Genomic DNA, 15897 nt, shown 5'->3' on the forward strand with positions numbered 1-15897 from the left:
ACACCATGAATCTATACTACATAGACCTATTCTGTGGCGCTGGCGGCCTTACCACCGGCGTAGTACGTGCAGGCGCCAAAGTAATCGCATGCATCAATCACGATCCCATTGCCATCGAAAGCCACAAAGCTAATCACACGGGAGTACTACATTTCACAGAAGATATTCGAAATTTCAATGTATCACCTCTGGCGCGTCTGGTTAAGCGGATCCGCCGCGAAGATCCTGACGCGGTTATCTGTCTTCATGGCAGTTTGGAGTGTACCCATTTCAGCAAAGCCAAAGGGGGTGATAGCAGAGATGCAGACAGCCGGACACTGGCAGAACATTTGTACAGATACATTGACGCTATAGATCCCGACTACATCGATATCGAAAACGTGGTGGAGTTTATGAGCTGGGGACCGTTGCGGATCGCTTCAGCAAAAGCGCTCAAAGACAGATGCGAATTAAGAATATTAAAAAGGGAGAAACGGGTGGAAAAACAAGGTCACCCATATCATTTAGTGCCGATTTCGAACAGGAACGGACTGTACTATCGCCGGTGGCATCAGCACATTTGCGACACCTACGGCTATGAGTATGACTACCGCATTTTGAATGCCGCCGACTATGGAGCCATGACCAGCCGTGTTCGCTACTTCGGTCAGTTCAAAAAACCAGGCCTGCCCTGGACATGGCCGGAAGCCACCCATGCTAAAGATCCGGAAAAGTCAGGCGGTGGCATAGGAGTCACCAGGCTGGAAAAATGGAGACCTGTAAAACCAGCCCTCGATCTGGACGAAAAAGGCAAAAGCATCTTCGGAAGGAAAAAGCCCCTCAGCGAGAATACCCTGAAAAGGATCTATGCCGGACTGGTGAAGCACGTTGGTGAAGGAAAAGAACCGGCTTTTATTTCAAAATATCTTTCTAACAATCGAAAATCAGGTGTTTCAAATCCGGTCGATCTGGATGATACCGCACCAACTGTCACAACCCAAAACCGTCTGGCACTCGTTCAAACTGAATTTCTAATGAAATACTTTTCCGGCAGGCCAAACGGAAAGGTAAAATCCGTAAATGAGCCTATTGGTACCATCACCAGCTTTGGAGGTGGAGCATTAGTAAACACTGAGTTTTTACACCAAAGAAACTCAGGAGATCCAAAGAGCAAAGTTCCGTCTGTAAATGAGCCATCCCGCACACTTACTCAGACAGGAGGCAATATGGATTTGGTGTTTTTATCCAAATATTACGGCACAGGCATCACACATGATTTGGACAAACCAGCCGACACCCTTACCACAAAGGACAGGATTGCGATTATAAGCGCTGATCAGGTAGAAGGTTTTATTTCCAAATACTACAGCAGCAATGGAGGTAAAAGCAGCAATACATCTCCCCTCAATGACCCCATCGGTACGGTAGTAGCCCGTGACACCATGGCCCTCGTCTGGCTGGATAAGCAGTACCGAAGCGAGTACAACCACCAGAGCATCGACAAACCTGCCGGATCTATCCTTAGTAATGACAAGCATTGCAAAGTGACAGCAGAGTGGCTAATGACCCACCAGTTCAAAAACATCGGCCAGAACCTGGACAGACCCTGCTTTACCCTCATCGCCCGGATGGACAAAAAACCACCATACCTGCTAGAAGCAGAGAAAGCGGGGAATGTCCCCCCTTCAGGGGGGTGGCCGCAGGCCGGGGGGTGTATACCAGCCATCATCATCTACCCTACCGACTCAGACACCATGAAGAAAATAAAACTTTTCATGGCCGCTTACGGCATCATGGACATCAAAATGCGCATGCTGTTTGTAAAAGAGCTCCTGCGCATCCAGGGCTTTGGTGACGGCTATGTACTCAAAGGCACCCAGACCGACCAAAAGCGCTTCATCGGCAATGCCGTGGAAGTGACCCTGGCAAAAGCCATGACAGCCGCCCGTAAAAGGATTTTAGCAGACAGAAAGGAGGCAGCAGCGTGAAAACTTCCAACCTATCCCCCATTGAGGGGGGAAAGAACCAATCCAAAGGATGGTTCAGGGGGGTGTCCCCATACCTCAACACCGTCACCCTCACAGACTGCCTGCCAGGACTGCGCAAACTCCCTGACACCTCCGTACACTGCATAGTCACCAGTCCGCCATACTGGGCTTTGCGCGACTATGGTGCTGAGGTGATCAGCCACTTTCCGGAGATTACCTTTAGTCTGTTTGGTATGCAGGTGACTGTGGCTCCATGGTCCGGGCAGCTGGGCCACGAGCCCGACCCCATGATGTTTACCGCCCATATCGTGTACATATTTCGCGAAGCCCGCCGCGTACTCCGATCTGACGGCACCCTCTGGATGAACTTTGGCGATAGCTATGCAGCAGCTGAGAAAAAAAGAACCTATGATCAGGCAACAAGAACATCCACAATAGGATCATCAAAAACACAAATTCAATCCCTCAAACAGCAATCAAAGATCACTGGTTTTTTGAAACCCAAAGATCTCTGCGGCATCCCCTGGATGGTGGCCTTTGCCCTGCGGGATGACGGGTGGTATCTCCGGCAGGACATTATCTGGAGCAAACCTAATCCCATGCCCGAGAGCGTGACCGACAGGTGCACCAAGTCCCATGAGTACATTTTTCTGCTCACCAAGTCTAAAAAGTACTTCTACGATGCTGAAGCAATAAAAAAACCGGCAAAGTGTCCTGATGAAACAAAATATGCATGGGGAAAAGCCATTGATGGAAGTATAAATGATAGCAGGAAAGGCCATGGTACTGAAATTCGGAAATCTAAATTAAAGCCATTGCCGGATGGACAAAGTAGAAAATACCGAGACAGACAAAGGTTCTTTGAGCATGGGGGGTTTTCCGGGAAGTGGGACAACATGACCAAAGAACAGCAAACCAGCCAGGGAGCCAATAAGCGCTCTGTCTGGGAGGTTGCCACCAAGCCCTTTTCGGAGGCACACTTTGCCACCTACCCGCCTAATCTCATAGTAGACTGCATCAAGGCCGGATGCCCGGAGTATGTCTGCTCATGCTGTGGAGCTCCGTTTATGCCGGAGTACTCAAAAGTCCTGGTGCCAACACCGAAAGCATCAAAAAAACACATCATTGATGATCGAGACAGAAATGCCGACCGTCAGGATCAGGGCAGCAACAGACAAAAGGACGGTCATAAAAATGCCCACATTTATGAAAGCACCAAAACCGGTTATACGATGACCTGCAAGTGTGTGATCTCCAAACCAAAGTCTGGTATTGTACTTGACACTTTTGTTGGAAGTGGCACCACCTTTACCACCACCCGTAAGCTAAACCGCGATGCTATAGCCTTCGACATCAACCCAGACTATCAGCCAATCTTTGAAAAGCGGATTTACAATGAATTAGGACTTTTTAAATAAAAACCCTTAAAAAATAATTTTATACCTTTGAAAAAAAGCACAATACACCACCAAATACGCAGACCCCTATGAAAAAGAACCAAACTCCCTGGTACGAAGGCCTTAAAATAGCCGTATACACCTGCATCACCGGAGGTTACGATTCCCTTCGTCCACCCACCAAAACACCAGGCGTAGACTACATAGCTTTCCTGGACCAGGAAGCTGAGGCGAACGGATGGACCATAAAACCGCTCTCCCCTCACCTTCCGGAGGGACTGGACCCCATAAAGCAGGCCCGGTTTCACAAGATCAACCCACACAAGGTCCTGCCGGAGTATGACCTTACCGTATGGGTAGACGGCAAGCTGGAAGTAGTAGCCGATCTATTCAAATTTTTACGCAACCTCACCCCAGAGCCTTTTGATATGCTCCTGGTAAACCATACGCAGCGCAATTGCATATACGAGGAAGCTGAGGCCATTAAAAAGCTACGCAAAGACACCAACTATGAGCGGATAAGCGCCCAGCTGGAAGAATATAGCAACCAGTTTTACCCAAAAAACAATGGACTATACGATACCAGCTTTCTGATCCGCCGAAAGACCCCGAAGATAGCCCGCATTATGGACTGGTGGTGGAAAGATGTAGCCAGGTATAGCCACCGCGACCAGCTCAGCTTTCCGTATGCACTTTGGGATGGCAAAACCCCCTTTGTATCCACCTGCTACGTCACCGTAGCGGAGCGCACCTACATAGCCCGGGAGGTAGGGCATGTAAAAAAACCCAAAAACCTGCCGTACATCCACCAGTGTATCCCCTTCGACAGCACCGGTCTCAAAGACCTGGGCCGCGCCTACAACCAGGAGGTGAGCAAACAGCCCGCCCACAGCTGGATTTTAGTCCAGGACTATGACATAGCTTGGATCAACCCCAACTACTTCACCAACTTCCAGCAGGCCATCGCGCAGCACCCGGACGCCGGGCTCATCACCTGCTATGCCAGCCGCACCGCCAACCCCCTCCAGCGGCTGGACCAGATCGCCGATAATAAGCACGGGTCTAACAATCCCTCCATTCTCTTTCATAAAAATGTCGCCGACATGGTGGACACCTCCCTACCACCAGGCACCTGCACAGACATCTCCGAGGAAGCAAAACAGCACAGCATCAGCGGGTTTGCCATGCTGTTCAACAAAGACACCTGGCAGCAGGTAGGTGGATTCACAGAAGGCGCCGCCCTGGGCATAGACAATGACTTTGGCTGGAGAGTACTCAAAACCGGTAAGCAGATCCTCCGGTGCGAAAACAACTATGCCCTGCACTACTACCGCCTCCTGGAAGGCCAGCAATTCAATGAGCATTTGGTCTAACGTAAAAGATATGGGCTGGATTTCAGCCGACTTAAACTATAAACCCCGGAGAAAATGACAAGCTGGTAAAGGCATTCCTGAAAGCGAACGATTACTTTAGGCTGGAAAAAACTGACTGGCTTGAAAAATGGAACATAAAGATAAACCCATGAAATCTAACGACCCAACTAGCGCAATAGCCGTCCTGAAAGTGATTTGCGCTAGTGTATGTTAGAAGCTGGACGGGATTAACCGATGAAATTAATAAGTAACCAAAAAATAAAAAGCAAGATGGGATTATTAGAAAAGAGAGTCGAACAACTTGAAGAGCAAGTTAAATACTTAACCAAAAGACAATTTATGAAGGTGGTACAAATTCCATCTTCTGATTGCCATGTATGTAACCCAAATTGGGGCAATCAGAGATACGCAACAATGGATGTATCTGAGAGGATAGAACAATGCTTATGCGGAGCATCACGTGAGTACAATAGCCATGAATCAGGTGGATGCACTGTTGGGTTTAGAGACTCGAATGGAGAGCCGATGAACATTATCTGAAATGAGTAGCAGGGCTTTTTATTTCCTTTCCAGATGCACAGAGGTTTCAAAGGGCGAATAAGGAGTCTTGCTTCTAACATCACTTTAAACCAAACACACATTAACGATCACAAAATCAAACACTTACGTTATGGAAATTCGAAAGCACCTTGATAAATATTCGAAAGCACTGGAAGCCGCCAGAATGTCTCCACGCACCATCAGCACATACGGCTCATGCCTCGGTGTTTTTCTTAAGCACTTTCAGCACTTATCCGAACCAAAAGCCGTATCAGCAGATCAGATACAGACCTTCATCACCTCACTGCCCTCACCGGCCTACCAGCGGCAGATGTATGGATGCCTTAAAAACTTCTATCGGTGGGTGATCCACCAGCCCGATAAGCTGAAATACGTCCCTTTCGCAAAAAAACAGGATAGACTACCCGTAGTGCTCTCTACCCATGAGGTGGAGCGCCTCATACTGGCCACTGACAACCTCAAACACAAAACCATCCTTTCGCTCATCTACGCTTGTGGCCTTCGAATATCCGAAGCAATAGATTGCACCCTCAGATGGATAGACCGCTCTCGTATGGTCCTGGTGGTCATCGGTAAGGGAGATAAGCAGCGCCAGGTGCCGATCAATCCCCGGCTGCTTCAGCTTATCGAAAAATACTGGCGGGAGTACAAGCCAAAAAATTATTTATTTGAAGGGCAAACCGGAGGAAAATACAGCGCCACCAGCATCCAGAACGTGATGAAAGCCTCTATGGCCAAAGCAGGCATTACCAAACTTGCTACCGTGCATTCCCTTCGCCACTCATACGCCACCCACCTGATGGATGCAGGTACGGATCTGCGCATCATACAGGTATTGATGGGTCACAAAAACGCCAAAACTACCGAACGATACACCCATGTGTCCACCACCACTATGGATCAGCTACATTCCCCGTTCGGTTCGTTGAAATTAACTGCTATTTAATATGGAAGTCATCATGAAACAATTACTAGTACTACCCACATGGATTTTAGTTAGAGTGATGATCCATTTTCTACCTGAAAGCCACATTTGGAAAAACAAAAAATTTACCTTATCAGACTGGGCACTACATAGCACAAAATTAAACAACACATTCTCATTGTTTTTTTGGATTTGCCTGGTTTGCATTATGGTAGCAGCACTTAATTTAATCGGTAAGTCCCAATAACCCAATAACCAATAACCCAATAACTAATTAACCAATAACCAATTAACCAATAACCAAGCACAATACACCATGAACCACACCGACATCATCAACCACTACGCCCGTAAGCACGGATATCAGACCTATCTGGAAATAGGCGTACAGTTCCCCGACCACAACTTCAATAAAATAGAGATCCCCCACAAAACCGGCGTAGATCCCGAAATGTGGACAGAAAAACCCGTGGCTGCCCGTCCTGTACTCCGCAGCTTTAACGACGAACCAGAGGCAGAGAAGGTCTTTGTCAAAAACCTCTCCGACTGCCACCCCGTAGAAAACCCCCTCTACCACGGCACCTTCTACCACGGCCCCAGCGAGTACTTCTGGGAGTTGCAGCGTGGGGAAAATGTCCCCCTATCCGGGGGGACAGAACCTAATCCGAAGGATGGTTCAGGGGGGTTAGAGGCGGACGTGTCCAAACAAGCTTTAGAGGCGGACGTGTCCGCCGTAGCTTTAGCGAAGGTGGACTGCATCTTCATAGACGGCCTGCACCATGCCAGCGCTGTGCTGTGGGATATCCTCAACGGCCTGGACCGGCTCAGCGTGGGCGGCACCCTATTCTGCCATGACCTCAATCCCGAGTCAGAAGCCATGCAGGCCATCCCCCGCCGCGAAAAAAAATGGACCGGCAATGGCTGGAAAGCCTGGGACCTGGTTACAACCTTACTATCACTGGATAAAGCATGGGATTTTGGAGTTTACCCCCAGGATTACGGAGTAGGCCAGATCACGAAACTTAAAGCCGCCCAACCATTTGTGAAATCATATAGCGAGTTTGCCCGGGATAAAGAGCATTACTGGAGTCGTACATTTGATATAGAGGATTTAGAACAATAAAAGAATGAGGATGATAAAAACATTTTCGGTATTAAAGTATATTGATACCCCATTGAGAGTCAAGTATTATGATAATGCTTTAGAAAAATTAGATGCTCAAATGAATGATTTTTTAAAACGTGCCAATGCAAAAATTTACAATGTTTGTTACTCTACTGTCAATGAAAACATGGACCACGCGGGTAACGTTGAAAAGAAAATTTGGCTTATTGCTTCGGTGATATATGAACCCCAACAACCCAATAAACCAATAAACCAATAACTAACTAATTAACCAATTAACCAAATAGATCCATGAAATACCCCACAATAGTAGTAGCCCTTACAGATGACTACCTGGATAAGGCCAAACCGCTTTTTAATTCACTTGAAAAAAATGCGACTGGCATTAGAAAGTGTATTTTGATAATAAGTAAAGGTCATGAGCCTTTAAGACCGGTTGATATCCCAATGCATGTGAAAGGAATCAAGGGAGACTTTGAAGTACAAACCATCAGCCTTAATCAACTCACCTCTTACCGGCCCGGATGGCCAAAGAACCGTAAGTTTTATGCCTGTGCCGAAGGCGGCGAGTGGTTAGATTACTTTGAGTTTGATGATAATGAAGTGATCATCCACATAGATGCAGACTTTGTCATGCAGCGGCCATTTACAGAGGATGAGTTAAAAAATATAAATACTACATGGGCTATAGAAGGTTCTGTTTTGAGCAACTACCACAGCTACCCTCCTACACACCTACGCGAAGAGTTTTGGAAGCTTAAAAATAAAGTAGGCTATACCGCCGCCCGAAGGGAGTATCCCGGGGATTGGCTAAAACCAATGTTTTGCGCCGGCTTTATTTGCTGCACCGCGAAAACCTACAGGTCCATGAGTGAGCAATACCTGGCTAATATCGATCGTATGACCAGGGTATTTGATCACCATGCAGCTGGCCAGTGGCTCATGAACTGGATAGTAGCTAAGGATTTTCTTTTTATACCACAGCACCCCAGCTTGCACAATGCTATCTGGTATTACGATACCCCATGCTACGAGGCAGAAGATAAACTATACTACAAAAACACCCCCGTCCTATTTAACCATACCAAGTTTTTGAAGGAATATTCCTATTAAAAAAAATGAAAGCTATTATCCTCAACATCTCCCACGGCAAGTGCGCCACCACTTCTATACATCGCGCTTGCTTACAGCTGGGCATCAAAAGCATGCATGACCACATGGTAGTAGACCAAACTACCAACCTGGATCCCTTCATAGCCTCAGGATATAATGCTTTCCATGATATCATGTATTTAGGTAGAGAGCGCCTGGGCGAGTTTGTCGATAGGTATGGTGACAGAGCTAAGTTTATCTATGTTCATAGGTCATTTGACAGCTGGTATCAAAGCTATGTTCATCAAAATATGATTAATGGAAGAAAACCTCTTTCTAAAAATGAGGCTTTAACGTTAAAACTTAAGCATCTTGGAATGATATTTAATTACCGGACAAAGGGGTTTTTATCTGCCGAAAATATGCTGGTCATGGATATAAACGTGCTCAACTGGGAGCAGCTGTGTGATTTTTTAGGTAAACCAATACCAAAAGAGCCATTTCCAATGGAGAATAGAAGTTAATCCTTTTCTCCCCCCTCGGGGGAGATGCCGCAAGGCAGAGGGGCTTACCCAAAATAAAACTCACTGAACTGATCCAACTCCCGCTGGGTAAGCAACTCAGTATGCCGTATCCCCACTTTTTTTAAATACTTCCGGACTGTATCCCTGCTTATTTTTAGCTGCTCAGCGATCTGCCGCCTACTCATAGGTGCTTGTAATGGCCGCTTGGTTTCCTGCGTACTTGCAATTTCTTCCATAAGCGCATTTGATTTTTTGGTGTTGGTGTATTGTGTCGTATAAAATTAAAGAAAAAAACAGTTTTTGCCTGCCTAACGCCGAATAATGCCGGTAATCGCAGAAAAGTGACTTTTCCCGCCAAAGCACCTTCGTATGATTGCACTACAGACAGATCACCAAAAACTGTAAAATGTGCTAAAATACATACTACTTGGGGTTGGGTTTCTCTATCTGGGGTCTAAAAAAGACGTCATCCTGGAGAAAATAAGCAGCTGGGCCAGTGAGAAGATAAACTTCCAGGTCCACAAGCCCACCAACGTGGGGTACAACCCCGTAGAAGGCACCCTGTCCTTCGACTTCAACTTTAGCATAGACAACTTCCTGCCCATATCATTTACCATTACCCGCCTGGTGCTGGTGATCTCCCGTCGCGTAGGCACAGATGAAAGCGGCGTGGACCAGTGGAGAGAAATAGCCCGAAACGCCCCCTCAGACCAGACCCGCACTATCAACATCACCGAAGGGGAAAACAACCATAAGATACGCATCACTACACCTGTAAAAACCTCATCCAGGGAGCTTTTTCAGACAGTCATTGGCCGTCTGATAGGAGATAACGAAGTATTTAAAATTGATACAGAAATGGTACTCGGCGGTCAGCAGACCATCCCGCTTACTTACTCAACCACCTTTACGATATGAACGGAAACGGAGACTTTAATTTATACACCAACAACTGGTTGGACACCACCACCGAAACGGGTGGCGATACCGATGGCGGCGGGGTATTTGACTGGTGGGAGAGAAACCAGCAAGACATTACCCAGCTTTTCGATACGGCTTTTAAGATCGTAAACACTGGAATAGAAACTGTTCAGAAAGCAAAAAGCGGCGGACAGCAGCCATCCGGTGGATATGATGGTTCGGGCATCAATCCAGGCGGTTACCCTGCAGGATACCCAGACCCTCCCCAACAGGCAGGTTTTGACCTGAAAAAATACGCCATCCCCGCACTGCTGGTGCTGGGCGGTGGCATTTTGGCCAAAAATCAAGGCTGGATATGAGCATGAGAGCACCATATGGCGTAAAATACCTCAATGGCGACTTTCAGGCCACCGGCTCACAAGTGCCCGGATACGGACCCCGTCCCATCATTCGCACCAGCGCCTATGACCGCTACTGGGACACCACCCAGCTGCAGGGCACTGACCCGTGGCTGATCCGAAACAATCAGCGCATAGGCACCAGCGTGATGACGGATGCTACCGTAGACCATATGCTCCGGATCATCCACGACACCCTGGATCAAACCAAAAAAATAGCTGCCGCACTGGAAGGCAACACCCTCAAAGACACCATCAGAAACATACACGACTATTTTGTAGGACTCTATCAGTACAAAAAGGATAACAGCCGCTTCGAAGAGCTGCGATCTCCACTGAGGGCTTATGCAGACCGCGCTACCGGGGTAGACTGTGACTGCTTTGTGATCAGCATCAGCAGCATACTTACTAACCTGGGCATTAGCCACTACATCCGCCGCGTCAAGTACGCAGGAGAGCAGGACTACAGCCACGTGTATGTGGTGGTACCCAAAGGCCAGCTACTGGCAGGCCGCAACACCTACTATGTGCTGGATCCGGTCATACACGTTTTTGACTGGGAGTGGCCGGATAACCGGGCACCGCAGCAGAAAAAAGATACCCCCGTACTTGGCGGACTGGGCCTGATCATGGCTGAGCTGGAGACTTTTGCAGACCTCTCCCCGGAGTTTCAGACCCGCAACATCACCCGCAGGATCAGCAGCGATACCACCACACGTACAGCTATAGCTAATCCGGAGGGAAACCTTACGGTCACCCTGGACAGGGAAACAGGCGAGGCGGTAACCAGAACGCCCGAGCCGTCTGATCCCATCACTACGGAAGAGCGCAGAAAACAGGCAGCGGCAGCCAATGCCTCTATGACCACCACGGCAAAAAACGCGGTAGGTGACGCCAGTGACCTTTTGGATACCACCGCCCAGCCAGGCCCGCAAACCGCAGGCATCCTGGGAGACAATCCCGTGCGCACACTGATCATAGCAGGGGCCGTTTTCGCCCTCGGCAGCATGTTTTTGAGTGATGAAGAGTCCACCACTAAGACGGAAAAGCAAAAAATGAATGGTCCTGGAAGGAAAACAAAAAAGGCCAAAAAGAAAAAATCCTCTGTTTCCCCTAGTGGGGGAAAAGCAAAGGGGGCTAAGAAACCCGGAACATCCGGCTCTAAAACAATCAAAGTAAACCTTTAAACATTTTAAAACCATGACACAAGCAGAATCGAGCAAAATAGAAAACGCACTTGTAGCGGCGCTAGGCGCTAACGCGGGAGTTTTCGTTGCTACGCTGCTCCAGCGAATGCTGGCAGCAAAGCTGCCGGTTCCTTTTTGGATCGTTAATATCCTAGCAGGAGCCGGAGTAGTATATTTTGGGATTACCCAAAAAGACAAGTCCTTAGCGCAGTTTGCACAGGGATTTGGCACGGGGCACATCATAGTAGGGACATTCGGCGGTCTTAAGCAGCTGACCGGATCCCAGGCCATACCATCTATCAATGGTCCCAGGCGAAGATCTATGGGCTTACCGGCAGACGGGTACATGCTCAAAGCACCCACATCGCCAGGTGGCATGCTGGGCATGGGCCAGACATCCCTGGAAAATGACTTTGTCTCCCTCACAGGAGCGAGCGATGAGATGATGACCGACTACATGCACGCCATGTAAGTTGGTAAAAACTCAATAAGAAAAAGGAAATAAATTTTTGAAAAATAAGCGCCTCCCAGAGGCCCGCACAAAACACCAATAAAATCATGAAAAATTCACTCATATCTAAAGAATTTGCCTACGTTGGCACGCTACTTAGCCAGATTGGTAACAGCCCAAACCTGGCGTCCAGAAAATACGGGATCCCCGAAGAAACGCTTCGTCAGCTGGCCGGTGACCGGCTCAAATTTGCTGACAAAACGCTCTACATCCGCTACCAGGTCACTGGCAAGTCCGGCGATGAGCATATTGTGAAAGCTTCCACCGTACACAAGGTAGGTACGACCAACTTTGACGGTAACAAGCTTCCTTCCCTGCAAAATCATTTCTTCAGCCGAATGATCATTGGCTATGCCAAAGACGCGGCTGAGACTGACCCTGCGAAGGTCCAATATACCAACCTCATCAACACGTCCAACCTGGACCTGGCGCTGAGGGGAGCTGTACTCACCATCAAGCAAAACAGCCGGGTGCTTGTGGAAAAGCCCATCGATGAGTTTCTCACCGAGGCAGCTTCAGACCGTCCGCGCGGATCTCGCGAGTACGCTATGGAACTCGACACGGTGCAGTACTTCATCGAGAATGAGCCGATCGACATCATGCTCACTTTCCCTGAGGACCAGACGGTAGACTCCGGCTCTAAGCACCACTTTGAGCTGAAGATCCCCGGGCTGCAGACGGTACAACGCTAAGCGGCAAAAGTACTTCTTCATATTTCTTCAAAAGCCCTGCCTCCGCAAACCATGGCAGGCAGGGCTTTTTTAAAAAACATCAAAAAACAAACTCCCTGACACCAGGGACAAAACACAAAACACCATGAATGGAGTAGCAGAAATCCTAGGTATAGGCGGGGAAACCAAACTTCAAACCCTTGAAGTAGAATATGCAATAGGCGTGACCGCAGCCACCAAATCTGACGACCTGGAGTTTGACAGTGCCTATGACAAGGTACTGGGCGTAGCGCTGCTGGAGATCACCGATGGCGACCTGGTTAAAAATTATGACATAGGCATCCAGGACAATCAGTCACGGGAGCTCATGCAGATAGCCAATAAAACCATTTTGGAAACCACCAAGGATGTGGGTCAGGTAGATAAATTTCTACCCCTGATGCATACCTTCCAAAAAGGAGCGAAGTACAAGGTGAAAACGAAGATCAACGCTACGATAGCGACTGATGCGCTGAAGTACCAGCTTGTTTTCTTACTGTGGCGAAAAAAAGAAGAATAAACGATGGTCATCTACGAAGCACAGCCCGATGAGCAAAATTTTGATATCCCTGCCGGTGAGAGCCGTGAGGTTCAGATGGGCAGGGTGATTGACTACAGCATTGAAAACAACCTGGCCGCCTCCGGAGATCAATCCACAGTGTACGTCAATTTTCAGAGAAACGGAAAAAACAAGAATGTCGCTATTGCTGCAGGCGAAACCCGGAAGTTTTCTCCGGAAAATGACAATTTTCTGTACAACAGCAGTATCTGGATCTATGCCCCGGCAGCCGCATCCAATATCGTCGTTATCAAAAATGTGGCAGGCGGAAAAATAGGCCCACTGTGAAGTAAAATGAATGAAATATTTAGGCATCATACTGATTTTTATTACCATGGCCGCAGGAGATCTTACCCGCAGGGCGCTTAAGCACCCGGACTACAACGATCAGCTGATCGATCCTAATGGAGAGGTGCAGATTCCGGTTCTCTATAATAATGAGTCGGTCAACCTGCTCTTTGACATGACCGGCATAGAAAACGGCACGTCAGGGGTATTGTATGATAAGGATAATGATCAGTTTGTCGCCGTCCGCAACACCTTCGACGGCTCAGGCGCACCCACGGTCAATGAGGATAGCTCAGCGGGGTACCGCCGCGGGTCTAAGTACTATGATGCGGATAACAACCAGCTGTATGAGTGTACAGATCCTACCGAAGGGGCCGCCGTGTGGATAGACGTGCAAAACATAGAAGTGACCGACCTGGCAGATGTGGCTGTAAGTGGCAGCACCACCGACCTCACCGAGGGCAGCAATCTCTTTTACACCGATGCCCGGGCACGGGCAGCTGTGAGTGCAGGCGGAGACCTGAGCTATGACAGTGGTACGGGCGTTTTTAGCTTTAGCGAAACCTACAGCTCTGCCGCAGAGGTGATAGCCGCCATCAATGGGGAAAACATCAGCTGGGGCGGCACACACACTTTCAATGGAGACGTCACCATCCAGGGCAGCACCCTGCAGGTAGATGCAGAGATCGTAACCGCCGATGCGGTAGTCGCCTTCAATGATGGCGAGGTAGGCTCCGGCGTTACCCTTGGCTATTCAGGCATGTACATAGACCGTGGCAGCCTTAACCCCTTCTTTTTTGGGTTTGATGAGGTACGCGATGCATTCGTATATGGAGAGATCACAGAACTGAGCGCCGCGCAGATTGCTACGCTACCGAGCATAGATGATGCGGCACTTGATAATATTTCCGATGATTCGGGTAATGATCTGCTAATTGGAAATTCAAGCAATTCAGGTGGAGTTACCTTCACGGCACAGAGCAGTGATGCCAATGCAAGCATAATTATGATCCCTAAAGGAAGTGGGAATTTTCAGGTAGGGACCACTGCTTCCTCCCAGAATGAAATAGCTGTTATCACGAGTGACACAGGCTTAGGCTATATCCGGTTCAATGATACAGTTAGCAACAGAGGGACTATCCAGTATGATCACCAGAATGACCGAATGTCTTTTGGTGTTGCCGGTGGTTCAGGGCTAGTTACCCTTGATAACACCCTCGGATTAGGCGTACAGCAGATATATAGCAATGCGAGTATGGTAGTAATGATAGATGCTGATAACACGGACACCTCATCCGTCTTTGCCGTACAAGCCAATGGGTCCGCATCTAATGTTTTTTCGGTAGATCAGTCAGGGAATGTTGATGTAGCAGGCTATTTGACCGTATCAGCAGGGTCAGGAGGCTATTATGAAGTAGACAACATTGGCACAAGCATTACCCAGACATACTATGTGTACTCAGGCACAGGCTCCGATTTTTATGGGTCCCGGATACTGAGGGATGCAGGAAATGGCTTCCGGATCCAGGGCGACCCGGATGCAGAGTTAATCACAGCCCACAGCTGGTCAGATTATTTGACCATTTCCAATGCCGGAGACACCAGCCTCAATGACAATGACCTTCAGGACGTAGCCAACATCTCCCGCACCGGCCTGCTCACCATAGACGCCACCACCGGCATAGACCTGGCCTACAATGGCACCACCGAGCTTAGCGTAGAGAGTGGCTTGGTAGAGGTGCAGAATGATTTATATGTTGTTGGAAATGTAACGATTGAAAACGCACAGCCTCTTACGCTGATAAGGTCAAACGGATCACCCTTTTTGAGGTTTAAGGAAACGAATGGTTCCGGGTCACAATGGGGAATACAGAGGATTGCTACTGGGAACCTGAGATTTCGAGACGAAACCAACGCACTCGATGTGTTAACACTAATAGATAATGGAGGTGCAAACTTTATAGGACCTTTAAAATCTAGTGATTTAACTGGTACGGGGACAGAGGATATACAAGCCTTATCAGACGGAACACTTACCAGAATCGTTTCGGATAAGATTTATAAGAAAAAAATCAGAGAATTTTCAGAAAACGAGGCTCTTAGATTCGTAATGTCAGCAAAGCCTTACACATTCAGATACAAAGACAAGGAATGGGGAGATTTTGACCAGTGGGGATTCATAGCCAATTATGTTGACAAGAATTACGGAAATTCACCAGTATTTCGTAGAAATAATGAAGGATATTTTGGATGGGACGATAAACAAATGTTGGCACCGATATATTCGGTCATTCAACAGCAGCAACGAACGATAAACGAATTACAAAAAGAAATTAATAAACTTAAAATTTCGTAATA

Annotated in this window: 18 protein-coding genes; 17 read left to right on the top strand and 1 reads right to left on the bottom strand. The window is 48.0% G+C overall.

Going from position 1 to position 15897, the window contains the following annotated elements; all coding sequences use genetic code 11:
• Window positions 1–5 precede the first annotated feature (5 nt).
• The 9 genes from AC3E9V_RS16950 to AC3E9V_RS16990 all read left to right on the top strand — a co-directional run bounded on the left by AC3E9V_RS16950 (window position 6) and on the right by AC3E9V_RS16990 (window position 8965).
• Entirely contained in the window at window positions 6–1967 is a 1962-nt protein-coding gene (locus tag AC3E9V_RS16950; RefSeq protein ID WP_488749330.1) for a DNA cytosine methyltransferase, read from the top strand.
• On the top strand, window positions 1964–3385 hold the full coding sequence (locus AC3E9V_RS16955) for a DNA-methyltransferase (RefSeq protein WP_488749331.1): 1422 nt from the start codon (window positions 1964–1966) through the stop codon (window positions 3383–3385). The genes AC3E9V_RS16950 and AC3E9V_RS16955 overlap by 4 nt, the downstream gene beginning before the upstream one ends.
• A gap of 68 nt (window positions 3386–3453) precedes the next feature.
• Window positions 3454–4737 carry a glycosyltransferase domain-containing protein gene (locus AC3E9V_RS16960; protein WP_488749332.1) on the top strand — a complete coding sequence of 428 codons (1284 nt, stop codon included), beginning with the start codon at window positions 3454–3456 and terminating at the stop codon, window positions 4735–4737.
• Window positions 4738–4971: 234 nt separating this feature from the next.
• Window positions 4972–5277: a hypothetical protein gene (locus AC3E9V_RS16965; RefSeq protein ID WP_488749333.1), complete on the top strand. Its 306-nt coding sequence runs from the start codon at window positions 4972–4974 to the stop codon at window positions 5275–5277.
• A 130-nt stretch (window positions 5278–5407) separates the two neighbouring features.
• On the top strand, window positions 5408–6244 hold the full coding sequence (locus AC3E9V_RS16970; protein WP_488749334.1) for a tyrosine-type recombinase/integrase: 837 nt from the start codon (window positions 5408–5410) through the stop codon (window positions 6242–6244).
• A 295-nt stretch (window positions 6245–6539) separates the two neighbouring features.
• Window positions 6540–7346, top strand: coding sequence for a class I SAM-dependent methyltransferase (locus AC3E9V_RS16975; RefSeq protein WP_488749335.1), 807 nt, complete (start codon window positions 6540–6542; stop codon window positions 7344–7346).
• Between the two features lie 10 nt (window positions 7347–7356).
• A complete protein-coding gene (locus AC3E9V_RS16980) occupies window positions 7357–7608 on the top strand; it encodes a hypothetical protein (RefSeq protein ID WP_488749336.1) in 252 nt (83 codons plus the stop codon).
• Between the two features lie 32 nt (window positions 7609–7640).
• Window positions 7641–8462, top strand: coding sequence for a hypothetical protein (locus tag AC3E9V_RS16985; RefSeq protein ID WP_488749337.1), 822 nt, complete (start codon window positions 7641–7643; stop codon window positions 8460–8462).
• Between the two features lie 5 nt (window positions 8463–8467).
• Window positions 8468–8965: a sulfotransferase gene (locus AC3E9V_RS16990; RefSeq protein WP_488749338.1), complete on the top strand. Its 498-nt coding sequence runs from the start codon at window positions 8468–8470 to the stop codon at window positions 8963–8965.
• Window positions 8966–9009: 44 nt separating this feature from the next.
• Here the strand turns inward: AC3E9V_RS16990 and AC3E9V_RS16995 are convergent, their stop codons facing one another.
• Complete coding sequence (locus AC3E9V_RS16995; RefSeq protein ID WP_488749339.1) at window positions 9010–9201, bottom strand: helix-turn-helix domain-containing protein; 192 nt, start codon at window positions 9199–9201, stop codon at window positions 9010–9012.
• A 172-nt stretch (window positions 9202–9373) separates the two neighbouring features.
• Between AC3E9V_RS16995 and AC3E9V_RS17000 the strand changes: the two genes are divergently transcribed.
• The 8 genes from AC3E9V_RS17000 to AC3E9V_RS17035 all read left to right on the top strand — a co-directional run bounded on the left by AC3E9V_RS17000 (window position 9374) and on the right by AC3E9V_RS17035 (window position 15895).
• Entirely contained in the window at window positions 9374–9883 is a 510-nt protein-coding gene (locus tag AC3E9V_RS17000) for a hypothetical protein (RefSeq protein WP_488749340.1), read from the top strand.
• Window positions 9880–10245, top strand: a complete 366-nt coding sequence (locus AC3E9V_RS17005; RefSeq protein ID WP_488749341.1) for a hypothetical protein — start codon at window positions 9880–9882, stop codon at window positions 10243–10245. Before AC3E9V_RS17000 ends, AC3E9V_RS17005 begins: the two co-directional genes overlap by 4 nt.
• Window positions 10242–11471 carry a hypothetical protein gene (locus tag AC3E9V_RS17010; RefSeq protein ID WP_488749342.1) on the top strand — a complete coding sequence of 410 codons (1230 nt, stop codon included), beginning with the start codon at window positions 10242–10244 and terminating at the stop codon, window positions 11469–11471. Before AC3E9V_RS17005 ends, AC3E9V_RS17010 begins: the two co-directional genes overlap by 4 nt.
• Window positions 11472–11484: 13 nt before the next feature.
• Window positions 11485–11943, top strand: coding sequence for a hypothetical protein (locus tag AC3E9V_RS17015; protein WP_488749343.1), 459 nt, complete (start codon window positions 11485–11487; stop codon window positions 11941–11943).
• 86 nt (window positions 11944–12029) lie between these two features.
• On the top strand, window positions 12030–12674 hold the full coding sequence (locus AC3E9V_RS17020; RefSeq protein ID WP_488749344.1) for a hypothetical protein: 645 nt from the start codon (window positions 12030–12032) through the stop codon (window positions 12672–12674).
• Between the two features lie 124 nt (window positions 12675–12798).
• Window positions 12799–13212 carry a hypothetical protein gene (locus AC3E9V_RS17025; RefSeq protein WP_488749345.1) on the top strand — a complete coding sequence of 138 codons (414 nt, stop codon included), beginning with the start codon at window positions 12799–12801 and terminating at the stop codon, window positions 13210–13212.
• 3 nt (window positions 13213–13215) lie between these two features.
• Complete coding sequence (locus tag AC3E9V_RS17030; protein WP_488749346.1) at window positions 13216–13539, top strand: hypothetical protein; 324 nt, start codon at window positions 13216–13218, stop codon at window positions 13537–13539.
• Between the two features lie 10 nt (window positions 13540–13549).
• Complete coding sequence (locus AC3E9V_RS17035; RefSeq protein ID WP_488749347.1) at window positions 13550–15895, top strand: tail fiber domain-containing protein; 2346 nt, start codon at window positions 13550–13552, stop codon at window positions 15893–15895.
• The last annotated feature ends 2 nt before the right edge of the window (window positions 15896–15897 follow it).

The sequence above is a fragment of the Marinoscillum sp. HNIBRBA16962 genome (assembly GCF_057801515.1).

Coding starts and splice junctions, on each gene's coding strand:
- AC3E9V_RS17035 (WP_488749347.1), top strand. CDS start 13,550: ATGAAATATTTAGGCATCATACTGATTTTTATTACCATGGCCGCAGGA.
- AC3E9V_RS16990 (WP_488749338.1), top strand. CDS start 8,468: ATGAAAGCTATTATCCTCAACATCTCCCACGGCAAGTGCGCCACCACT.
- AC3E9V_RS16965 (WP_488749333.1), top strand. CDS start 4,972: ATGAAATTAATAAGTAACCAAAAAATAAAAAGCAAGATGGGATTATTA.
- AC3E9V_RS16960 (WP_488749332.1), top strand. CDS start 3,454: ATGAAAAAGAACCAAACTCCCTGGTACGAAGGCCTTAAAATAGCCGTA.
- AC3E9V_RS17020 (WP_488749344.1), top strand. CDS start 12,030: ATGAAAAATTCACTCATATCTAAAGAATTTGCCTACGTTGGCACGCTA.
- AC3E9V_RS17030 (WP_488749346.1), top strand. CDS start 13,216: ATGGTCATCTACGAAGCACAGCCCGATGAGCAAAATTTTGATATCCCT.
- AC3E9V_RS16980 (WP_488749336.1), top strand. CDS start 7,357: ATGATAAAAACATTTTCGGTATTAAAGTATATTGATACCCCATTGAGA.
- AC3E9V_RS17025 (WP_488749345.1), top strand. CDS start 12,799: ATGAATGGAGTAGCAGAAATCCTAGGTATAGGCGGGGAAACCAAACTT.
- AC3E9V_RS17010 (WP_488749342.1), top strand. CDS start 10,242: ATGAGCATGAGAGCACCATATGGCGTAAAATACCTCAATGGCGACTTT.
- AC3E9V_RS16995 (WP_488749339.1), bottom strand. CDS start 9,201: ATGGAAGAAATTGCAAGTACGCAGGAAACCAAGCGGCCATTACAAGCA.
- AC3E9V_RS16950 (WP_488749330.1), top strand. CDS start 6: ATGAATCTATACTACATAGACCTATTCTGTGGCGCTGGCGGCCTTACC.
- AC3E9V_RS17005 (WP_488749341.1), top strand. CDS start 9,880: ATGAACGGAAACGGAGACTTTAATTTATACACCAACAACTGGTTGGAC.
- AC3E9V_RS16985 (WP_488749337.1), top strand. CDS start 7,641: ATGAAATACCCCACAATAGTAGTAGCCCTTACAGATGACTACCTGGAT.
- AC3E9V_RS16975 (WP_488749335.1), top strand. CDS start 6,540: ATGAACCACACCGACATCATCAACCACTACGCCCGTAAGCACGGATAT.
- AC3E9V_RS16970 (WP_488749334.1), top strand. CDS start 5,408: ATGGAAATTCGAAAGCACCTTGATAAATATTCGAAAGCACTGGAAGCC.
- AC3E9V_RS17015 (WP_488749343.1), top strand. CDS start 11,485: ATGACACAAGCAGAATCGAGCAAAATAGAAAACGCACTTGTAGCGGCG.